This window comes from Bradyrhizobium sp. SZCCHNR1002, from assembly GCF_032381435.1.
Classification (GTDB): Bacteria; Pseudomonadota; Alphaproteobacteria; order Rhizobiales; family Xanthobacteraceae; genus Bradyrhizobium; species Bradyrhizobium aeschynomenes.
On the sequence record NZ_JAUHIS010000001.1, the window covers coordinates 2005588 to 2025935 of the forward strand.

The window sequence follows — 20348 nt, forward strand, 5'->3', positions numbered from 1 at the left end:
AACGTAAAGATAAAGTGGAGGAACGGTCGTGAGCGAAACTCTCCAGACGAGTGACCAGCACAACTGGACCAGGCGCAACAATCTCGCGCCGATCCCATTCGAATGTGATGCCCCGTTCCTGAAGGTCACCGGCGAGCTGCCGCGCGAGCTCAACGGCACGCTCTATCGCAACGGTCCCAATCCGCAGTTCGACTCGCCCGGCTCGCACTGGTTCGTCGGCGACGGCATGCTGCACGCCTTCCATCTCGAAAACGGCCGCGCCTCCTATCGCAACCGCTGGATCCGCACGCCGAAATTCGAGGCCGAGCGCCGCGCGGGACGCGCGCTGTTCGGCGGCTTCGGCCGCAAGCTGCCGGACGCGCCGAGCGACGTCAGCGATGGCGGCGTTGCCAACACCAACATCATCGCCCATGCGGGGAAGCTGCTCGCGCTGGAGGAGGCGCATCTGCCGACCGAGATCGAGCCCGGCACGCTGGCGACGACAGGCTATCAGGATTTCGGCGGCCGCCTGCGCGGGGCCTTCACCGCGCATCCAAAGACCGATCCGGTCACCGGCGAGTTGCTGTTCTTCGGCTATAACGCGGCCGGACCGCTGACGCCCGCGCTCACCTACGGCACCATCGACGCCGCCGGCCAATTGACGCGCTTCAATCGGTTCGAAGCGCCCTATGCCAGCATGGTGCATGACTTCATCGTCACCGCCAACCACGTCCTGTTTCCGATCCTCCCGCTCACCGGCAGCATGGAACGCGCAATGTCGGGCAAGCCGCCTTATGCGTGGGAGCCCGACAAGGGCGCCTTCGTCGGTGTGATGAAGCGGAGCGGCGACATCAAGGACATCGTCTGGTTTCGCGGTGACGCCTGCTACGTCTTCCACATCATGAACGCCTGGGACGACGGCAGTCGCATCATTGCCGACGTCATGCAGTTCGACGAGCCGCCGCTGTTTCCGCACCCCGACGGTCGGCCGACCGATCCGCGGAAGTCGCGCGCGCGGCTGTGCCGCTGGAGCTTCGACCTCGCCGGCAACAGCGACCGCTTCACGCAGATGTATCTCGACGACCTCACCGGCGAATTCCCCCGCGTCGACGACCGCCGCGCCGGCCTTGCCAGCCATCATGGCTGGTACGCCTGCGCCAATCCGGACGGTCCGCTGTTCGGCGCACTCTCCGGCCTCGCTCATGTCGATGGCGCCGGCACGCGCCGCGCGACCCATCTGCTGCCGGACGGCGACAGCCTGTCCGAGCCGGTGTTCGTGCCGCGCAGCGCGGGCGCGGCCGAAGGCGACGGCTGGCTGCTGACCGTGGTCTGGCGCGCCGCGACCAACACGTCCGACCTCGCCGTGTTCAACGCCACCGATATCGGCAGCGGACCGGTGGCCCTGGTTCATCTCGGCCACCGCGTGCCGGACGGCTTCCACGGCAACTGGGTCGGCGCCTGAAATCCGAGCCTCTGAATACCAAGCCATTGAAAGACGACACGAACCTCTCGCCTCACGATATGTTTACACTGTCAAGTTCACCTTGACCCGCGCTGCAGCGGGCCGTATTTATCTTTCCAATGTAAAGATGAGTGCGACGGGACCTCGCCATGACGATCTTCCTCATCCTCGCGCCCTACGGCGTCTATGCTGCGCTGATGATGGTGGCCTCGGCCACGCTCAGCCTGGCGGTGGCGGCCGCGCTGTGCCTGGCGGTGGTTGGGCTGGACGTCGTGCGCGGCCGGTCGGTCAAGATCCTGGGCCTCGGCTCGGCGATCATATTCGCGGGCGTAGCCGCCTACCTGCAGCTCTTCGATCCCACATTGAGCGCGTCCGGAGTGCGGATCGCGGTCGACTGCGGCATTTTCGCACTGTCGCTGGGCTCGATGCTGCTCCGCACCCCCTTCACCCTGCAATATGCGCTCGAGGACGTGCCGCCGGAAACGGCGGCGATTCCCGGCTTTCTGCGCGCCAATTACGTCATCACCGGCGCCTGGACGCTGTCGGCGCTGCTGATGATCGTCGGTAACCTCATGACGCTCTACGTTCCCGGCCTGCCCTACTGGACCGGTCTCGCCATTGCCTTTGCTGCACGCAACAGTGCACTTTATTTCACGCGCTGGTATCCTGAGTATCGTAAGACAAAGGACATCGCCGCGCAGACTGCCGCCGCAATGTCCGGTCAGGATTCGTGACGGGTTGGCTCCAGGGAGACGTGCGTGAAAGACGTGTTTTCGAAACTGACTGCCGATTTCCTCTCTGCTGCCGTCTTCTTCATCCTGTACATCGCCACCGATGACGTCGTGCTGGCCACCTCCGCCGCGGTCGGCGTCGCCATCGTCCAGGTGGTCTGGGCCCGCATCAAGGGCGTCAGCCTCAGCTTCATGGCCTATGCCAGCGTCGCCCTCGTCATCGTGCTCGGCGGCGTCACGCTGCTGACCAACGATCCGCGCTTCATGTTCGCAAAACCCGCGATCGGCCATTTCGCCATCGGCCTCATCATGCTCAGGCGCGGCTGGATGCTGCGCTACGTGCCGCCGATCGTTTCCGAGACGATTCCGGAATACGTCACGGTCGCCGGCTATGCCTGGGCGGCGCTGATGTTCGCACTCGGCCTCGGCACGGTGGCCGTCGCCATGACCGGCGACATCAAGCTGTGGGTGCTCTACATCACCGTGGTCGCCGGCGGCGCCAAGGTCGCGGCCTTCGCCCTGCAGTTCATCGCCTTCCGCTTCGCGGTCGCCAACCGCCTCCGGGCCGCACGAGCCTGACCGGGGCCGTCCATCGCCCAATGGGCTTACGATCAAAGATACGCTATAGGAGCGCGCGAACGCATCCATGCGGGGCCGCTTCGGCATCCGGGATGTGCAACGCCAGGGAGAACGATCGATGGCTGTGGACGGCAACTGGAATCTGACCTTGAACACGCCGATGGGCGAGCGCAGCGCGACCTTGAGCGTGAAGAGCTCCGGCTCGACGCTGACCGGCACCCAGGCCGCCGAGGGCGATTCCGCCGAGATCTTCGACGGCACCGTCAATGGCGACGACGTCTCCTGGAAGGTCTCGATCACCAGCCCGATGCCGCTGACGCTCGACTTCAAGGGCAAGGTGTCCGGCGACACCATCTCCGGCGAGATGGGCATCGGCTTCATGGGCAGCTTCCCGTTCACCGGCGCCCGCGGCTGATCCTTATTCTTTAGAGTGGTGAGCACGTCGCCTCGACGCCCTCCGCTGTCGTCCCCGCGAAAGCGGGAGCGGTTTGAGGCACGCTGGCGATTGGCATTTTGCCCCTCACATCCGCGGCAGCGTATGGGTCCCGGCTCAAGGCCGGGACGACGCCTATTTTTCCGCCAGCATTCCGCTTCACATCTCCCAGACAAGCATTCGCAGTCTCGCAGCTGATAACGCCCGAGTGATGCACCGGCAGGTCCCTCTTCGAAAGCAGAGGGCGCAGGGAAGGCCAGGCGTCGGCTGACGCCTGCGGCCCGCCTGCTGAAAAAATGCAGGCGGCAGGTACCACAGGTGCAGCCGAGAACACCCGGCCTTCCCTGCGCGACGGTCTCACGTTTATACGCAGTCGCCCTGGTGCGCCGGCGTGTTGGCCACCATGCCGCGACAATGCTTGCGCATTGCGCTGTTGACACCAGCTTCGGGGTGTCAGGCCGCTGCGACTTCACGTCCGCGCCGAGCCGTTCGTCCGCGCATCCGCTGAGGACACGCTGCGGCTCCATCGCGGCCATCGCTCCCCGCCCCGCGTGTCGTGACGATCGCGCGCTACGCCCCTTCGCAGTGGGACGGGATGCGGGGAGATTATCATGATTTCCGGAAAATGGCAATGAATTTTTATTTTTCGGAACACGCATTCTCGCCTGACCGCTGGATCTCGCGAGAGGCGACACTCTCTCCTCCGTCATTCCGGGGCGTGCGAAGCACGAGCCCGGAATCCATCGGGCGGCAGCACGCCCAGCCCGATGGATTCCGGGCTTGACGTTCGCCCCGGAATGACGGCGGAGTTCGTGGCCGCAGGAGTGCTCACGCACTCTCAGAACCAGATCTGCATCGCCAGGCCATGCGCATCGCGTGGCGGATCGCCGTCGGGCACGCAGCCGGCGCAGTCGCGGGCGGCCAGCGCGACGGCGCAGGCGTCGAGCACATCGTCGGACTTGGCGCCAGTGCCGATGCGGGCGCGGGTCAGCCAGTCATCGATGCCCGCAAAGCCCGCGGCAACTAACAGGTCGCGCCGCAGCCTGATCCCCTGCGCCGTCTTCTTCGACGGCAGCGGCGCGCCGTTGAGGCGCAGGAACACCAGCTCCGGATGGGCCTCGCGAATGTCGCGCTCGCGATGCGCGCGGACGAAGGCATCGACCTCCATGATCTTGCGGCCGAGATGCCAGAGCTGGCGCGAGGCACGGGGCTGGCCGCGGCGGGTGGCTTCGGTGTTTGCCTCGTCGGGATCGGTGTAGGTCTCCCAAAGCCAACGCCGCGCACCGGTGAACACGCGGGAGCGATGCGGCGCGAGCTTGTCACGCGCGAGCAGGTCGCAGGCGCGGGTGCCGTCGTCGGTCATACCGATGGGGATGTCGATGAAGGCGCGAGTGAAGGGAGATACGAGTGCGGTGGTGACATCGGCGAGGAAGGCGATGTCACGGTCGTCGCCTTCGATCGACACGGCGACCCATCCGCACGAGAAGCCATCGAGGCCGAGGAAGCGTTGGGGATGCATTGCGCTCACCTACCAAATGCGTCTGACCCGCCTTGCCTAACTGTCGGGGGGCAGTGAACACAGCCCATTCGAAATCGAAGCCGAGATGGTCACCACACCGACGGTGAGCTCCCCTCCCCCTTGCGGGGAGGGGTTGGGGGTGGGGGTCTCCGGGCGATGAACTCCAGGGTGGGCTCATTCGCGCACACTCACCGGATCATCGAGAGAGCCAGTGCGCTGCGCACGCAGCGGTCTGTTACTCATCGACAGAGCGGGACTCGTGGACCCCCACTCCCGACCCCTCCCCGCAAGGGGGAGGGGGGCGCACCGTTCGCGGAGCAACTTCAAAGGCTCGTATGCACAGTTGGAGCTCGGAGAACGGTCCTCGACGCCCCACCCTGCCCCTACACAAGCTAACGGCCGGGATGACTCCCGGCCGTTGCAACGAAAAGCACCCTCGCCTCCCCTCAGCCGAGGTTCAGCTCCTTGAAGAAGTCGTTGCCCTTGTCGTCGATGATGATGAAGGCCGGGAAGTCGACGACCTCGATGCGCCAGATGGCTTCCATGCCGAGCTCGGGATATTCGACGACCTCGACCTTCTTGATGCAGTGCTCGGCGAGGTTCGCGGCGGCGCCGCCGATCGAGCCGAGATAGAAGCCGCCGTGGGTCTTGCAGGCCTCGCGCACGGCCGGCGCGCGGTTGCCCTTGGCGACCATGACCATCGAGCCGCCGGCCGCCTGGAACTGATCGACGAAGGAATCCATGCGGCCCGCCGTGGTCGGGCCGAACGCGCCGGAGGCGTAGCCGTCCGGGGTCTTGGCCGGACCGGCGTAGTAGACCGGGTGGTTCTTGAAGTAGTCCGGCAGCGGCTCGCCGCGGTCGAGGCGCTCGCGCAGCTTGGCATGCGCGGCGTCGCGGGCGACGATCATGGTGCCGGTCAGCGACAGCCGGGTCTTGATCGGGTTCTTCGACAGGGTGGCGAGGATGTCCTTCATTGGCTGGTTCAAGTCGATCTTGACGACCTCGCCGCCGAGCGCCTGCTCGACCTCCGGCAGATATTGCGCCGGGTGATGCTCGAGCTCCTCGAGATAGACGCCGTCCTTGGTGATCTTGCCGAGCACCTGGCGGTCGGCCGAGCAGGATACGCCCAGCCCGATCGGGAGCGAAGCGCCATGGCGCGGCATGCGGATGACGCGGACATCGTGGCAGAAATACTTGCCGCCGAACTGCGCGCCGACGCCGAGCGACTGCGTCATCTTGTGGATTTCCTGCTCCATCTCGACGTCGCGGAAGGCGTTGCCGTCGGCGGAGCCCTGGGTCGGCAGCGCATCGAGATAGCGCGCGGAGGCAAGCTTCACGGTCTTCATGCACAGCTCGGCCGAGGTGCCGCCGATGACGATGGCGAGGTGATAAGGCGGGCACGCGGCGGTGCCGAGCGTCAGGATCTTCTCCTTGAGGAACGCCAGCAGCCGGTCCTTGGTCAGCACCGAGGGCGTCGCCTGGAACAGGAAGCTCTTGTTGGCCGAGCCGCCGCCCTTGGCCATGAACATGAACTTGTAGGCGTCCTCGCCCTCGGCGTAGATCTCGGTCTGCGCCGGCATGTTGTTGGCGGTGTTCTTCTCCTCGTACATCGAGAGCGGCGCGACCTGCGAGTAGCGCAGGTTACGGCGCAGATAGGCATCGCGCGCGCCTTCGCTGAGCGCCGCCTCGTCGTCACCGTCGGTGATGACGTTGCAGCCCTTCTTGCCCATGATGATCGCGGTGCCGGTATCCTGGCACATCGGCAGCACGCCGCCGGCGGAGATGTTGGCGTTCTTCAGGAAGTCGAGCGCGACGAACTTGTCGTTCGGGCTGGCCTCCGCGTCGTCCAGGATGCTGCGCAGCTGCTTCAGATGGCCGGGGCGCAGGAAGTGGTTGATCTCGCCGAACGCGGCCTCCGACAGCGTCCGCAGCGCCGCGCGCGACACGACCAGCATGTCGCGTCCGAGCACCTTCTCGACCCGCACGCCCTCGGTGCTGATCTTCTTGTAAGGCGTGGTGTCCGGCCCGAGCGGAAACAGCGGCGTGTGCTTGTAGGGCGGAACGGGCTTGGACTGGTCGGGGAAGGCGGTGGGCGCGTTCATGGCGAGCTCGTGGGGTTCTAAAATGGGCCGCCCAAAGCGGTCTTGACAGGTCTGATATCACCCTGGTGTTGGGGCGCAACATATGGTTCGGCATGGCCGTTCCAGGGCGGGACCATGCCACCTTTGGTCTGAATGGCGGGAGGTTGGCGGGGCAGTATGGGCGGACGGAACCGGTCGTGAACCCGTCAGACGCCGGAGGCGTTCAGCACCCGAGCTTGCTGATGCAATCTCGTGCTTCTGTCTGCGAGACAATCTTCCGGTCTGGATCGAGCTTCCTCCGGAGAACTTCCTCCAGCTGGTCGTCTGTCAGTCCAACATCCCGCATGTGCTTGACGTAATCGAGGAGAGCGCCGGCCGCAGCGTTCTGATCGTCGGCCGACAAGCGCTGGACCTCTTGCAAAGCCTGCTCGAGCAATCTGGTCATGGGTTGAACGTAATAGCGCTGGTGGGCGACGAAAAGAACCGCGCGAGGGACCGACGGACTCCGGTTTGCCACACCCGGCGGCCTGCTGCCCTGCCCGGTCCATCGGCGCTTGCATGACCCGCGCGTGCACGCTTCAATGGAATTGGGGGTAATTGGAATGCAGTCATTTCTCTATTCGTTTGGCCGCTCGGCTGGATTTGCCATCATCATTGCGCTCGGCGCGATGCTCGCGCCGCAGGCGGCGCGGGCCGATCGGTGCGACGACGTCGCCAAGGAACTCAAGAACGGCATCGACGGTCTCAAGATCGGCCAGACCGCGGCGGGCACCGTGTATCTCGCTCATCCCAAGGCGCGCGAGATCACGCTCGGCTGCTCGTCGAAGAACTTCTCGAACCAGCTGTTCGGGAAAACCGACCGCAAGCCGCCGCCGGCCTTCGTCGAGCTGATGGCGAGCGCAGCGGCGATCGTGTTCACCCTGCCGAAGGACGACATGGTGCGCGGCGTCAACCGCTGCTACCGCCGGCTCGGCATCTTCCGCGGCGACGACGTTCCCAGCCGCTACCGCCGGCTCGACATGCGCTGCGCCCGAACCAAGACCGAATCGTCGATCACGATCAGCCGCAGCAAGGATCAATAGCCTGGCGTGACCAGGGTGCCGCCGGTTTCTGCAAGGGAATCAGCGACCCGTTCACTATTCCGGGCCGCCACTCACAGTTGCAGACAATTCGACCGATCCGGTTGACGAAACGTTCGCTGGACATGGCCACGCTTGGCCGAACACCAAGCGAGGAGCCGGACCATGTCCGTTTCGAGCGTTTCGACATCATCACCGCCGCCTTCACCGCCGCCGGTCTCGATCGAGACGAACACGCCGCAGACGCAGCAGACTCAGAGCCAACAGACGCAGTCGTTCAAGCCGGAGAAGACCGGGGACGAAAACGCTGCCGAGAACAAGGCTTCGCGTCCGCCGCTGCCGCCCGGCCAGGGCACGCGCGTCGACATCATCGCCTGACGACCCCACACCCTCAGGCCAACTTCGTATGGCGGCGGCGCCTTTGGGCGTCTGCCGTCATACGTGTGCGTTGAGCCGCCGCATCAGGCATCCAGCGCCTTGTAGTGGCGGAAGATGCCGTCCTCGTTGAAGGGGATGCGGCGGTCGCTGGCGAGGTAGGCGGCGACGTTCGGCCTGATGGCGACACGGTCGTGCAGCGCGACGAGGCCAGGGATGTTGCGCTCGAAGGCGGCCATCCGGCGGGGAAAGGCATAGCGCAGGCCGGCGACGATCTGGAACAGCGACAGGTCGACGTAAGTGAGCCGCCGCCCGGTGACATAGGCGCCGCCGCTCTTGGCCAGGATCTGCTCGAAATAGCCGAGGAATTTCGGCACCCGCTCGCCCCAGAACTCGGCGGTGCGCTTCTTCGCGGCCGCGCGCTGGTCCTCGTAATACAGCGTCGGCCCGAGCGGATGATGGGTGTCGTGGATCTCGACGACGAAGTCGGTGACCGTGAGCTGCAGCTGATGCACCCACGACTGGCCTGCCTCGGCCTTCGGCGCGAGCCCGTGGCGGCTGCCGAGGAAGAGCAGGATATTGGCGGTCTGGCCGATGATGCGGCGGCCGGCTTTGAGGAACGGCGGCGCGAAGGGCGGCGTGTCGCTCGCCGCCTCCAGCACCGCGGTCATCGCGCCGATCCCCTCCTCGCGCGCGACGTCGCGATAGCTGGCACCCGCCTCCTCCAGCGCCAGCCGCACATATTCGCCGCGGCCCTGGATCATCGGCCAGTAATACAGCTCGTAACGCATGGGCCATCCTCGATGTGATGCGCCCATACGCGATGCGGCGGAGACGGACGCGGGTTGTTAGTTCGCCGCGAAGCAGTATAGCAGCCCGTCGCCGCCGGTGCTCTTCAGATCGGCCTGGGAGCAGCCGCCGTCGGGACCGCGCGAGGGATGCGAGGTGTTCCACGACTTCGACGGCTCGTCGTCGCGAAGCCCGATGCGATCCGAATGGCCGACCATCGCAGCGCCTTGCGTGGAGCTCGTCCAGTTGCGGCAGGTGCGGTCCTCGCCGGCGGCGAATGCGGTTCCGTCGGCCTGCGAGCCGGTCAGCACGTCGTGGCGATTCGGCGTGTCGCCGCGGCCGTTGATGACCTCGCCCTTTTCGCTCAGTGCGGTCTGCTTGGTGAGGTTGTTGGATGCGCCGTGCAGGTCGGCGACGTCCTTGGCGACGACGACGCCCTTGGCGTTCTGCCACGGACCCTTGCCGATGCGGTCGCGCGCGTTCACCGCGGGCTGGCCATCGGCAGCCTGCGTCGACAGATAGGCGCGCCAGGTCTTGGCGCCGGCGCCCGCTGCCTGGGCGAGCGACTGGCAGTGCTTGTCGGCGCCGGCGAGGCCGCCGAGATTGCCGCCATTGCCGGGGCCGTTGCTGGTCAGGAAGAAGCTCATGTCGGCGCTCTGGGCCGTCGCGGTCGCGATCAGGCCGGGTGCCGCGGCGAGCAGCGCGCTCGCGATCAGGATGCTGCGGAGCGGTGTCATGGTGTCCTCCCTCTTGGACGACGTTCTTGGACGAGTTCTTCGACGAGTTCTTCGACGAGTTCTTGGACGATATTGGCGCATCGCTTGGACGCGATGTCGTTCGTGAGCATGGAACCCGTTGAGGGCCGGATTATTCCGCACCCGCCGGCGCAAAACAAAGACGCCGCGGATGGCTCCGCGGCGCCTGAAGTTCGTTCCTATCAATCGGCTCAGCCGACCTGCTGGATCGCCGACAGCTGCCAGTCGGCGCCGGGGTGACGCAGGAAGGTCCAGATCTCCGTGACCTCCTGCGGCTGGTCGGAGCCGTCGACCACGCGGCCCGAGGCGCGCTCGATGGTCTTGTCGGCCAAGGTGAACCGCATCGCCACCGTGGCGTAGTCGGCGCCGTTCTCGCGCCAGGATTCGGCCAGGTCGCCCTGCAGCAGCTTGACGCCGGTGACCTTGTTGACGACGCCGCGAGCCTGGTTCTGCTCGAGATCGCGCTCGAAATACGAGGCCATCTCGGGCGTCGACAGCAGACGCAGGCGGCCCACGTCCTCGCTCGACCACGCCGACTGGATGTCGCCGAGCAGCCGCTCGAACGCCTCATAGTCGACCGGCTGGATCTGCAGCGGCGGCTGGCTGCCGCCGCCGAAGCCGCCGAAACCACCACCCAGACCGCTCAGGCCCGAACGGAAGCTCGGCTGCCCGTCGGTCGGCGACGGCGTGGGACCGGCGGCATAGGCCGGCTGGTTGCGGCGCTGCCACCAGGCCATCGCGAACCGCACCACCAGCACCACCAGCAGGACCTGGAGGATCAGGCCGATGATCGAGGCGAAGCCGCCGAGGCCGGAGAACAGACCGCCGCCGAACAGCATGCCGAACAGGCCGGCGCCGAGGAAACCCGCGGCGAGGCCGCCGAGCAGGCCGCCAGCGCGTCCGCCGAACAGGCCGCCGCGCGCGGGCGCAGCCGTGTTCATGCCGGGCTGGCCCGGCTGGGTCATGGTGCGATTGAACTGCGACGCCGACCCCGGCGCGGTCGATGTCGGAGGCGGCGCGGAGAAGGTCCGCGTGCCGCGGGAGCCCGAGCTGGAGCCGCCGCCGATCCGGGCGTCGGCCGCCGAGACGGCGAGCACCGTCGGCAGCGCCAATGAAAGGGCCACGGCCATCGCCTTGAGGAGGCCGCTTTTGCGCTGCATGAAGCTCATCTTCGTTTCCCATAACTCCCCGGAATGGGGATGCCCCTAAGATGGGCACATCGGGCGAAAAAGGAAGGCGGCACGAGGCCGCGCGGCTGCGGCGCTGGGTCGCGGGATGAACGCGCTCGGCCGCCGTGCCAGGGTACCCTGGTAACCTATTGCGGCGCCATGGTTTCCTTCACCGCCGCGACAAGCTGGCTGAGCGTGAAGGGCTTCGGCAGGAACGCGAACTGCTGATTCTCCGGCAGGCTCTTCTCGAACGCGTCCTCGGCATAGCCCGAGACGAAGATGATCTTGATCTCCGGATTCTTCTCTCGCATCACCTTCAACAGCGTCGGCCCGTCCATCTCCGGCATCACGACGTCGGAGACCACGAGATCGAGCTCGCCATTGCATTCCTCCAGCGCCTCCAGCGCCTCGATGCCGTTGGAGGCCTCGATGACGCTGTAGCCGCGCGAGCGCAGGCCGCGCGCATTCAGCGCCCGCAGGCCCTCCTCGTCCTCCACCAGCAGGATCGTGCCCTGCCCGGTCAGATCGGCGCGCGGCTTCGGCGGCTCGACGGCGGCCGAATCCCTGGCTGCGCCGTTGACCGCCTGCGGCTCGGCCTGGGTCTCCGGCACGACGACATGGCGCGGCAGGAAAATCTGGAACGAAGTCCCCTTGCCGACCTCGCTGTCGACATAGATGAACCCACCGGTCTGCTTGATGATGCCGTAGACCGTGGACAGGCCGAGGCCGGTGCCCTTGCCGACCTCCTTGGTCGAGAAGAACGGCTCGAAGATCTTCTCGCGAATCTCGGGCGGAATGCCGGTGCCGGTGTCGCTGATCTCGATGCGCACATAGTCGGCGACGGGCATGCCCTTGTAGGCCGCCTGCGCGACCTCGTCGGCCGAGACGTTGGCGGTGCGCACCGAGAGCTTGCCGCCGTCGGGCATGGCGTCGCGGGCATTGACGGCGAGGTTCACCACCACCTGCTCGAACTGCGAGACGTCGACCTTGACCGGCCAGAGGTCGCGGCCATGGGCGAGATCGAGCTTGACCTTCTCGCCGATCAGCCGGCGCAGCAGCATCGTCAGGTCCGACAGCGCGTCGCCGAGATCGAGCACCTGCGGCCGCAGGGTCTGACGGCGCGAGAACGCGAGCAGCTGCCGCACCAGCGTCGCGGCGCGCGTCGCGTTCTGCTTGATCTGCATGATGTCCTGGAACGACGGATCGGTCGGCTTGTGCGCGTTCAGCAGGAAATCGTTGGCCATCATGATGGCCGACAGCACGTTGTTAAAGTCGTGGGCGATGCCGCCGGCGAGCTGGCCGACCATCTCCATCTTCTGCGACTGGTTGATCTGGTTCTCCAGCGCGCGCCGCTCGGTGGTCTCGAGCATGTAGACGATCGCAGCCTCGGTCTCGCGCTCGTCCTCGTCGACCGCCGTGACGAAGAACTGGCCGAAGCGCTCCTTGGCGCCGTCCAGCATCACCTCGACCGGCGGAATGTCCGCCTGCCCTTCGCCCGCCTGGTTGATCGCGGCGATCAGCAGATGCCGGTCGCGCTGGCTGACGGCACGGAAGATCGATTTGGCAGCCGCCGCATCGCCGCTGACGCTCTGCGCCAGCTTGGCGAAGCGCGCATTGGCGCGCACCACCGCGCCGCCGCGATCGACGGTCGCGATCGCCATCGGCGTGTGGTCGAAGAAGCGCATGAAGCGCACCTCGGCCGCGCGGTCCGGATCGGAGCGCTCGTCGCGGGCGCGGCTGATGACCAGGGTGCGCGAGGCGCCCGGCTTGCCGTCGGCGCCGAAGGCGAGCTTGTGATAGAGCCGCGCCGGCATGGTCTTGCCGCCGCGCATCTTCAGGTCGATGTCGAACACCTCGGTGCGGACCTCGCCGGGCACCGCGACGATCGAGGTGAGCAGCGAGGCGCCGTCGCCGGAGACGACGTCGGCAAGCTTCAGCCCGCCCGAGCCGATCTCGGCGAGATCATAGTCGAGCCAGTTGGCGAGCGTCGCATTGACGTAGACCAGGCTGCCTTCGGGATTGACCGAGAAGAAGCCGCACGGCGCGTGGTCGAGATATTCGATCGCGTGCTGCAGCTCCTGGAACACGTCCTCCTGGCGCTCGCGGTCCCTGGTGATGTCGGCGATCGACCACACGGCGTAGCGGGCGTGGCGCTTGGTCTGGCCGAGCGGGCGCACCCGCATGCGCAGCCAACGGCCCTGGCCGCCCTCGGCCGCGGTGATGCGCACCTCCTCCTGCTGCCGCTTGCCCTCGCGTGCCGCCTTGAGCAGGCGGAACACCGCCTCGGAGACATCGGGATTGCCGATGAAGACGCGCTCGACGGGCCGCGCCTCCTGCGGACCCGCCGCACCGGTCATGCTGAGATAGGCGGCGTTGGCGTAGACGACGTGGCCGCGCGGATCGGTCACCGCCAGGCCATCGAAGGCGTGGTCGGCGATCGCGCCCATGACGGGATCGTCGGTCGCCTTGTCGGCGAAGCGGACGATGCCGGCGGCAAAGGCGAACAGGTTGAACAGGCCGACGGTGGCGAGCAGCGACAACAGGCCGAGAATATAAGGCTGCGCCTGGGCGCGGCCGATCGTCATCAACGCGATCGCGACTGCGACGAGGCCGAACGCCACCAGCAGAATCAGCAGAATGCTGCCGCTGCGGCGCGGCCGCTCCGGCAGGTTCACCTGGTCAGGTGACGCTTCGTTGTCGGGTTCGGCGCTCATGGCAAAGGGACGCGACCTGTCGGCTGGGAGCCTCAGCCCATTCGTGCGGCCCCCGCTTCCACCTGCCTGAATCGACGGGTCAAGCGCAAGCCCGTCAAGCCGATATTCCATGATTTATCCGTATTTTGCGGCCCGATCCTGGAGCGAATCGGTTGTCATCGCGGGCGCCCCGACAGGTTGCGCCGCAGCCCCATCACGTAGCCGATGATCTCCGCGACCGCGTGATAATGTTCCACCGGGATTTCCTCGTCGATCTCGACCGTGGCGTAGAGCGCGCGGGCCAGCGGCACGTTCTCGACGATCGGGATGTCGTGCGCCTTGGCGACTTCCCGGATCTTGAAGGCGATGTTGTCGACGCCCTTGGCGACGCAGACCGGCGCGGACATGCCGCGCTCATAGGACAGCGCGACCGAGTAGTGGGTCGGGTTGGTGATGATCACGGAGGCCTTGGGAACCGCAGCCATCATGCGCTTCTTCATGCGCTGCTGGCGGATCTGCCGGATGCGGCCCTTGACGTGCGGGTCGCCTTCGGACTGCTTGAACTCCTCCTTCATCTCCTGCAGCGACATCTTCTGCCGCTCGTACCACTGCCGGTACTGGAACAGGTAGTCGCCGATGGCGACGAGGGCGAGCAGCGCCACCACCGAGCCCATCAGATGCGTGGTCAGCGAGATCGTGACGCCGAGCAGCTCGCTGACATCCATGTGCAGCAGCGATTCCAGGCGCAGCCGCTCCGGCCACAGGATCATCACCATGACGGTGCCGAGCAGCACCAGCTTGAAGATGCCCTTGGCGAAGTTGGCCGCGGCCTGCTTGCCGAACAACCGCTTGGCCCCGGCCAGCGGCGAGATCTTGCTCAGGCTCGGCTTCATCGGCTCGCCCGACCAGACCAGGCGATGCTGCATCATGTTGCCGGCGATCGCCGCCAGCATCACCATCAGGATCGGCACGCCGATGGCGGCGATCACGGTGAACGACAGGCTGCGCGCCAGCGCCATCAGGCCCGCGCCGTCGGTGTGGATCATCCAGGAATTGGCGATCAGGTTGCGCATCGGCACCAGCACGGCGACACCGATCGAGCCGGAGAAGGTCGTCATCACCAACGTCGCGGCGGCGATCACGAACCAGGTGTTGAGCTCCTGGCTCTTGACGACGTCGCCGCGCTCGAGCGCCTGGTCGAGGCGTTTTTGCGTCGGGTCTTCTGTTTTGTCTTCGGAATCGGCTTCATCGGCCATCGGTCAGGCTCCCCTCACCGCGGCATCAGCTCGCGCATGACGCCTTCGAAATAGCCGATGAACGATCCCATCATCGCGGCGAGAACCAGCGCGAAGATCATGAATCCGATCAGGATCGAGAGCGGCGCACCGACGAAATACACCTGCATCTGCGGCATCAGCCGCGCCAGCACGCCAAGCCCGATGTTGAAGACCAGGCCGAACACCAGGAACGGCGCCGACAATTGCAGCCCGATCTTGAAGGCCGCGGCAAACGCCTTGGTGGCCAGCGAGGCGACGTCGCCGCTCGGGATCAGTTCGCCGGGCGCGAAGATCTTGTAGCTGTCGCTCAGCGCTGCGATGACCAGATGATGGCTGTCGGTCGAGAACAGCAGGGTCACGCCGAGCATGGTCAGGAAGTTGCCGATCAGGACGCCCTGCTGGCCCTGCGTCGGATCGACCGCGGTGACGAAGCCGAGCCCCATCTGCTGCGCGATCACCGAGCCCGCGACCTGCAGCGCCGACAGCGTCACCCGCGCGGTCGCACCGAGCACGATGCCGATCACGATCTCGTGCACCATCATCACCAGCAGCGGCGCCATCGCCTGCAGGTCGATCTGATAGGCCTGACGGTGCAGCGGCAGCACGACCATCGTAAGCAGCAGCGCGGTCGCGAGCTTGATGCGAACGGGAATGTTGACCTCGCCGAGGCCCGGCAGCAGCATCACCATCGCGCCGATGCGCGCGAAGGCCAGCATGAACACCGCCGCCAGGGTCGGAAGAAACGAGATGTCGATGCGCATCGTCCGCGGTCCCGGCGCCGGCAACCGCAAGCTGCTGCGGCACGCCGGTCTGCGAAGAAAAGACCGGACAGGACACAGCCTGGCAACCGGCCTGCAGAGCGCCGAGCCGGAAGGCCGCTTGCGCCCGATCGAGAACGGCAGTGCCCCCCGGACTGCCCTTCACGACCGGTCGCAACGCCTCCAAGCAGGACAGCTCTGCTGCGCCGGACATTGCCTCATCCGCCGATGATTCGCGACGAGATCCGCATCATGTGCGAATGCAGCGCATCGGCCATGAACGGCAGCGCGAGCAGCAGCGTCACGAAGATCGCGATGATCTTCGGCACGAACACCAGCGTCTGCTCCTGGATCTGCGTCAGCGCCTGAAACAGCGAGACCACCACGCCGACCACGAGGCCGACCACCATCAGCGGCGACGACACCAGCACGATCGTCCAGATCGCATCGCGCGCCACGTCGAGCGTTTCAGCTCCGGTCATGTCCTGTCGCCCCTCGTCGTCGGTCGGCGCCTGATCGGGCGACCTTGCATTGCGCACGGCTCCGGCACATCCGGCCCCGCAGATCATGCGACGTGACACGCCCTGTGCGCATCACGTCGTTCAAGCGCCCGCAAGCGGGCTCAGATCGTCATCTTCATGACGTCCTCATAGGCCTGGATCACGCGGTCGCGCACCGAGACCAGCGTCGACACCGCGACGTCGGTCTCGGCGACCGCGGTGACGACGTCCATCACATTTGCCTTGCCCGAGGCCATCGCGACCGTCTGGCTGTCGGACTTGCGCCCAGCCTCCACGACGCTGCCGAGCGCATCCTTCAGCACCGCGCTGAACGACGGGCCACCCTTGTCGGCGCCGGCGCCACTGCCGAGCACGTCACGCACGCGCGCAAGACCGCCGAAGGCATTGCCCGAACCGCTGGTGTCGAGCACGCGGGCGGAGTTCGCATAGGCATTTGCTGCGGAGATTGGGGAGGCCATGACTTTCGTTCCTGTCCTAGGTCTTCAGAATGTCGAGTGTGCGTTGGATCATGCGGCGCGTGGCGCCGATGATGTTCAAGTTCGCCTCGTAGGACCGCTGAGCATCACGCATGTCGGTCATTTCGATGAGCGGATTGACATTGGGGTACTTGACATTGCCGGACGCGTCCGCGGCCGGGTTACTGGGGTCGTATTTGACGCGGAACGAAGATTGATCGGGCACCACCTTGCCGAGCGTCACCACCTTGGCGTCCAGCGCGCGGTCGAGCGCCGAGCTGAAGGTCGGGACCTTGCGGCGATACGGATCGCCGCCCGCTTTCGCCGCGGTCGAGTCGGCATTGGCGATGTTCTCGGAAATGACGCGCATGCGCCCGGCCTGCGCACGCAGGCCTGACGTCGCGATGCTCATCGAGCGCAGGAAATCGCTGGAGTCGTTTGCCATGCTTGTCGGTCTCCGTCCTTAGCTCCGGCTCAGGCCTTGCCGATCGCCGTCTTCAACAAACGCAGGCTCTTGCCGTAGAGCGAGGTCGCGGCTGCATAATCCATCTGGTTGGCGGAGACCTTGAGCATCTCCTCCTCGAGGCTGACGGCATTGCCGGCCGGCCGCGTCAGAAATCCCACCTTCCGATTCTGGTCGAAGCTCGCATTGTCGCCCGACGACGGCGCAATGTGCGCCGTGCTGGTGCGCGTCAGCGTCAATGCGGCGAAGCCGCCCACCGGCTGGCCGGTTGAATTGAACTTCGGCTCAACCAGATCCTTGGGCTTGAAGTTCGGCGTGTCCGAGTTGGACACGTTTTCGGACAGCACGCGCTGGCGCTCCTGATGCCATTGCATCTTCGTCCGCAACGCCGACAAGACGGGGAGATCGTTGATGGACATCGCGCTGCTCGGTTGTGTCCGGCTACCGGACGGTTTGGGTAGGTAGAAATTGCCGTGCATATGGTTAACGGAGGGTTAAGAAACGGTATGTCGAACACCGGGACTATCCCGGGGTTTTGACACTTTCTTAGGAAAATGCGGGTCGGCCGGCTGATCGATGCATCAATTCGGGACGGGGGACCTCGCCAAGAAGTCGTTTTGGCCCGGCCGATTCATGGGTTATTAAGATACCAAGCGGCAGATCCTGCCGTTTTGCGTTAACGGGTTGGTTCCGGTTCTGAAGGCCTCGTTCACTGACGCGACTGCGTTGGACACAGGAGAGACTTCGAAAGGACGCGGTATTTGCCGGGGACAGAGATGCAGGCGCTGACGTTCTTTTTTGCTTTCGTAGCCGTGCTGGCGTTGATCGGCCTTGCCGCATGGCTGGTTCGTCGATTCGCCGGCAACCGCCTCGGCACGAACCCGAATCGCGGCCGCATGCCCCGGCTCGCCGTGATCGATGCCGCCGCCGTCGACGGCCGCCGCCGGCTCGTGCTGGTGCGCCGTGATAACATAGAGCATCTCCTGATGATCGGCGGGCCGACCGACATCGTCGTCGAATCCAACATCGTGCGTGCGATGCCGGCACGCGAGCAGTTGCCGCAACGGCCGGGCCTCAATGCTGCCGAACAGCCGGCGGCGCGCATCGCGCCGGCGCAGGACTCGCCGTCCTGGACCGACAACGAGCCGAAGCCCGAGGCCGCCGAGCTTGCGGAGGTGCCGGTTCCGGAACTGCCGCTCCGTCCGCAGCGTCCCTCGTTCATCGACGAGGTTCGCCGCACCGCGCCGGCCGCGGCCGAGCGGCGCGAGCCGCCGCCGGCCTTCCCGCCCGAGCCGCCGCTGCCGCCGCGCCGGCCTGCCCCCCGCCCCGAGATGCGCGCAGAGCCGCGCGGGGGCGACGAGACCCGCCTGGAGCCGCGCCCCGAGCGGGCTGCCGGCCGCGGCGAGCAGGTCATGCCGCGACCGCTGCGGCCGGCCGAGCCGCAGCGCCAGGCCGAAGCACAGCGCCCGCCCGAGGGCCCTCGGCTGCCGCCGGTTCGCGCCGAGCGAGTCGAACGGGCAGAACGCGCCGAGCAGGCCGAGCGCGTGGCCGCGCCGCCGCTTCCACCGGTCGCCCAGGTGCCTGCACCGCCCCCGCCGGCGCCGCCGCCACCACCTGTGGATCAGAGCGCCGAGGCCAATCTGGCCGAGATGGCGCAGCGTCTGGAGGCGGCGTTGCGGCGCCCGACCTCCGAGCAGCCGGCGGCATCGGGCGGCCCCGCAGCGCTCCGCCCGGCGCGCAGCGAGCCGGCAGCGGCGCCTGCTGCGCCCAAGACGAGCTTCGAGAATCTGGAGGACGAGATGGCCTCGCTGCTCGGACGTCCGAAGTCCTCTCAGTGAGATCGCGCAGCTTCCCGCGTAGAGTTGTCCTCATCGCTGTCCTGATTGCCGCCGGCTCGTTCGCGGGGAGCGCGGCTGCGCAGGACATCAGCATCAATCTCGGCGGCGCCGGCGGTGGCGGCGTCACCGAGCGTGCGGTCCAGCTGATCGCCCTGCTCACGGTGCTGTCGATCGCGCCGTCGATCCTGATCATGATGACATCGTTCACGCGCATCGTGGTCGTGCTGTCGCTGCTGCGCACGGCGATGGGCACGGCGACCGCGCCGCCCAACTCCGTCATCATCGCGCTCGCGATGTTCCTGACCGCGTTCGTCATGGGCCCGGTGCTGCAGAAATCCTATGACGACGGCATCCGGCCGCTGGTCGAGAACCAGATCGGCGTCGAGGACGCCCTGCAGCGCGCCTCGGTGCCGTTGCGCGGCTTCATGCAGAAGAACGTACGTGAGAAGGACCTCAAGCTGTTCATGGACCTCTCGGGCGAGGCGCCGCCGGCGACGCCCGACGACCTGTCGCTGCGCATCCTGGTGCCGGCCTTCATGATCTCCGAGCTCAAGCGCGCCTTCGAGATCGGCTTCCTGCTGTTCCTGCCGTTCTTGATCATCGACCTCGTGGTCGCCTCGGTGCTGATGTCGATGGGCATGATGATGCTGCCGCCGGTGGTGGTGTCGCTGCCGTTCAAGCTGATCTTCTTCGTCCTCGTCGACGGTTGGTCGCTGGTCGCCGGCAGCCTGGTGCAGAGCTACGGCGGGTAGCGGCGCAACGACGATCGTCGCGGCACGCTTTCCCCCGGGGCAAGCTCGTTCCCCTCCCGAGGCAAGCTCTTTCTCCTCTCCATGAACGCGCCGGTTGGCGCGTTCATGGTCGGTGTGCAGCCCCCCACCCTTGAGTGCCAAGACCTCATGGTGAGGAGCGCCGCAGGCGCGTCTCGAACCATGAGGCCACAATTCGAGGCTCGCCCTTCGAGATGCTCGCCTGCCGCCGGCTCCTCAGGGAGCGGATCGTCACCGAGATTGACCGACAAGGAATCGTCGCAGCGAGCCGGGTCGCGCCGGCGAGAGGCTGATCCGCTCGCCGCAAGCGCGGCACCGCACCCGAGTCAAAAGAAAGTCTCCGGCCCTTGGGAAGCCGGAGACGAAGGTGGATCCTGGAAAGATGATGAATGCACGAAGCGTAGTTCGCGACGCGTGGTGTGTGAACCCTGAAATGTGTGACAGCGTTTCGGGACAGAACTCGCGGTCAGATCGGGAAATTGTCCACGGCGCTGCAGGAAGAATTGGATGGGACAACTATCAAACGAGGACAATTAGTTGTTGTGATCGCTGCAGCGGCGACTTTGCCGGCTCCGTTTCTTGACGCTCACTTTCATCCGCCCCTACGATGCAAGAAGGATCC

21 protein-coding genes are annotated in these 20348 nt (G+C 66.2%); 8 read left to right on the forward strand and 13 right to left on the reverse strand.

Annotated elements, in window-relative coordinates:
* Positions 1 to 28: 28 nt before the first annotated feature.
* From QX108_RS08950 to QX108_RS08965, 4 genes are all read left to right on the forward strand, one after another.
* A complete protein-coding gene (locus QX108_RS08950; protein ID WP_315779680.1) occupies positions 29 to 1441 on the forward strand; it encodes a carotenoid oxygenase family protein in 1413 nt (470 codons plus the stop codon).
* Positions 1442 to 1590: 149 nt separating this feature from the next.
* Positions 1591 to 2175 (forward strand): hypothetical protein, encoded by a 585-nt coding sequence (locus QX108_RS08955; protein WP_315721011.1) that lies wholly within the window; start codon positions 1591 to 1593, stop codon positions 2173 to 2175.
* Positions 2176 to 2199: 24 nt separating this feature from the next.
* Positions 2200 to 2751 (forward strand): inner membrane-spanning protein YciB, encoded by a 552-nt coding sequence (locus QX108_RS08960; RefSeq protein WP_315779678.1) that lies wholly within the window; start codon positions 2200 to 2202, stop codon positions 2749 to 2751.
* A gap of 118 nt (positions 2752 to 2869) precedes the next feature.
* Positions 2870 to 3166 (forward strand): hypothetical protein, encoded by a 297-nt coding sequence (locus QX108_RS08965; RefSeq protein WP_315779676.1) that lies wholly within the window; start codon positions 2870 to 2872, stop codon positions 3164 to 3166.
* A gap of 856 nt (positions 3167 to 4022) precedes the next feature.
* On the opposite strand, the gene QX108_RS08970 is transcribed toward QX108_RS08965, so the two are convergent.
* From QX108_RS08970 to QX108_RS08980, 3 genes are all read right to left on the reverse strand, one after another.
* Complete coding sequence (locus QX108_RS08970; protein ID WP_315779674.1) at positions 4023 to 4703, reverse strand: DUF429 domain-containing protein; 681 nt, start codon at positions 4701 to 4703, stop codon at positions 4023 to 4025.
* A gap of 446 nt (positions 4704 to 5149) precedes the next feature.
* Positions 5150 to 6805, reverse strand: coding sequence for a fumarate hydratase (locus tag QX108_RS08975; protein WP_315779672.1), 1656 nt, complete (start codon positions 6803 to 6805; stop codon positions 5150 to 5152).
* 202 nt (positions 6806 to 7007) lie between these two features.
* The gene (locus QX108_RS08980; RefSeq protein ID WP_315779670.1) at positions 7008 to 7229 is read right to left on the reverse strand and encodes a hypothetical protein; all 222 of its coding nucleotides are present in this window, start codon (positions 7227 to 7229) and stop codon (positions 7008 to 7010) included.
* A 223-nt stretch (positions 7230 to 7452) separates the two neighbouring features.
* Between QX108_RS08980 and QX108_RS08985 the strand changes: the two genes are divergently transcribed.
* Both QX108_RS08985 and QX108_RS08990 read left to right on the forward strand, forming a co-directional pair.
* Positions 7453 to 7866 carry a hypothetical protein gene (locus QX108_RS08985; protein WP_172134567.1) on the forward strand — a complete coding sequence of 138 codons (414 nt, stop codon included), beginning with the start codon at positions 7453 to 7455 and terminating at the stop codon, positions 7864 to 7866.
* A 162-nt stretch (positions 7867 to 8028) separates the two neighbouring features.
* The gene (locus QX108_RS08990; protein ID WP_315721016.1) at positions 8029 to 8241 is read left to right on the forward strand and encodes a hypothetical protein; all 213 of its coding nucleotides are present in this window, start codon (positions 8029 to 8031) and stop codon (positions 8239 to 8241) included.
* A gap of 83 nt (positions 8242 to 8324) precedes the next feature.
* Here the strand turns inward: QX108_RS08990 and QX108_RS08995 are convergent, their stop codons facing one another.
* From QX108_RS08995 to flgB, 10 genes are all read right to left on the reverse strand, one after another.
* Positions 8325 to 9029 carry a glutathione S-transferase gene (locus QX108_RS08995; protein ID WP_315779668.1) on the reverse strand — a complete coding sequence of 235 codons (705 nt, stop codon included), beginning with the start codon at positions 9027 to 9029 and terminating at the stop codon, positions 8325 to 8327.
* Positions 9030 to 9086: 57 nt separating this feature from the next.
* Positions 9087 to 9764: a lectin gene (locus QX108_RS09000; RefSeq protein ID WP_315779666.1), complete on the reverse strand. Its 678-nt coding sequence runs from the start codon at positions 9762 to 9764 to the stop codon at positions 9087 to 9089.
* Between the two features lie 209 nt (positions 9765 to 9973).
* Positions 9974 to 10942 carry a Tim44 domain-containing protein gene (locus QX108_RS09005; protein WP_315779664.1) on the reverse strand — a complete coding sequence of 323 codons (969 nt, stop codon included), beginning with the start codon at positions 10940 to 10942 and terminating at the stop codon, positions 9974 to 9976.
* A gap of 155 nt (positions 10943 to 11097) precedes the next feature.
* Positions 11098 to 13665 carry a cell cycle histidine kinase CckA gene (cckA, locus tag QX108_RS09010; protein WP_315779662.1) on the reverse strand — a complete coding sequence of 856 codons (2568 nt, stop codon included), beginning with the start codon at positions 13663 to 13665 and terminating at the stop codon, positions 11098 to 11100.
* 155 nt (positions 13666 to 13820) lie between these two features.
* A complete protein-coding gene (gene flhB / locus QX108_RS09015) occupies positions 13821 to 14900 on the reverse strand; it encodes a flagellar biosynthesis protein FlhB (protein WP_315721021.1) in 1080 nt (359 codons plus the stop codon).
* A gap of 14 nt (positions 14901 to 14914) precedes the next feature.
* Positions 14915 to 15682, reverse strand: coding sequence for a flagellar biosynthetic protein FliR (gene fliR, locus QX108_RS09020; RefSeq protein WP_315721022.1), 768 nt, complete (start codon positions 15680 to 15682; stop codon positions 14915 to 14917).
* 215 nt (positions 15683 to 15897) lie between these two features.
* On the reverse strand, positions 15898 to 16161 hold the full coding sequence (fliQ, locus tag QX108_RS09025) for a flagellar biosynthesis protein FliQ (protein WP_008965881.1): 264 nt from the start codon (positions 16159 to 16161) through the stop codon (positions 15898 to 15900).
* A 140-nt stretch (positions 16162 to 16301) separates the two neighbouring features.
* The gene (gene fliE / locus QX108_RS09030; RefSeq protein WP_315721023.1) at positions 16302 to 16658 is read right to left on the reverse strand and encodes a flagellar hook-basal body complex protein FliE; all 357 of its coding nucleotides are present in this window, start codon (positions 16656 to 16658) and stop codon (positions 16302 to 16304) included.
* A 16-nt stretch (positions 16659 to 16674) separates the two neighbouring features.
* Positions 16675 to 17100 (reverse strand): flagellar basal body rod protein FlgC, encoded by a 426-nt coding sequence (gene flgC, locus QX108_RS09035; protein WP_172114395.1) that lies wholly within the window; start codon positions 17098 to 17100, stop codon positions 16675 to 16677.
* A gap of 29 nt (positions 17101 to 17129) precedes the next feature.
* A complete protein-coding gene (gene flgB / locus QX108_RS09040) occupies positions 17130 to 17537 on the reverse strand; it encodes a flagellar basal body rod protein FlgB (RefSeq protein ID WP_315721024.1) in 408 nt (135 codons plus the stop codon).
* A 357-nt stretch (positions 17538 to 17894) separates the two neighbouring features.
* Here flgB and QX108_RS09045 point away from each other — a divergent pair, with 357 nt between their 5' ends.
* Positions 17895 to 18956, forward strand: a complete 1062-nt coding sequence (locus tag QX108_RS09045; protein ID WP_315780545.1) for a flagellar biosynthetic protein FliO — start codon at positions 17895 to 17897, stop codon at positions 18954 to 18956.
* Positions 18953 to 19708 carry a flagellar type III secretion system pore protein FliP gene (gene fliP / locus QX108_RS09050; protein WP_315779658.1) on the forward strand — a complete coding sequence of 252 codons (756 nt, stop codon included), beginning with the start codon at positions 18953 to 18955 and terminating at the stop codon, positions 19706 to 19708. The genes QX108_RS09045 and fliP overlap by 4 nt, the downstream gene beginning before the upstream one ends.
* The last annotated feature ends 640 nt before the right edge of the window (positions 19709 to 20348 follow it).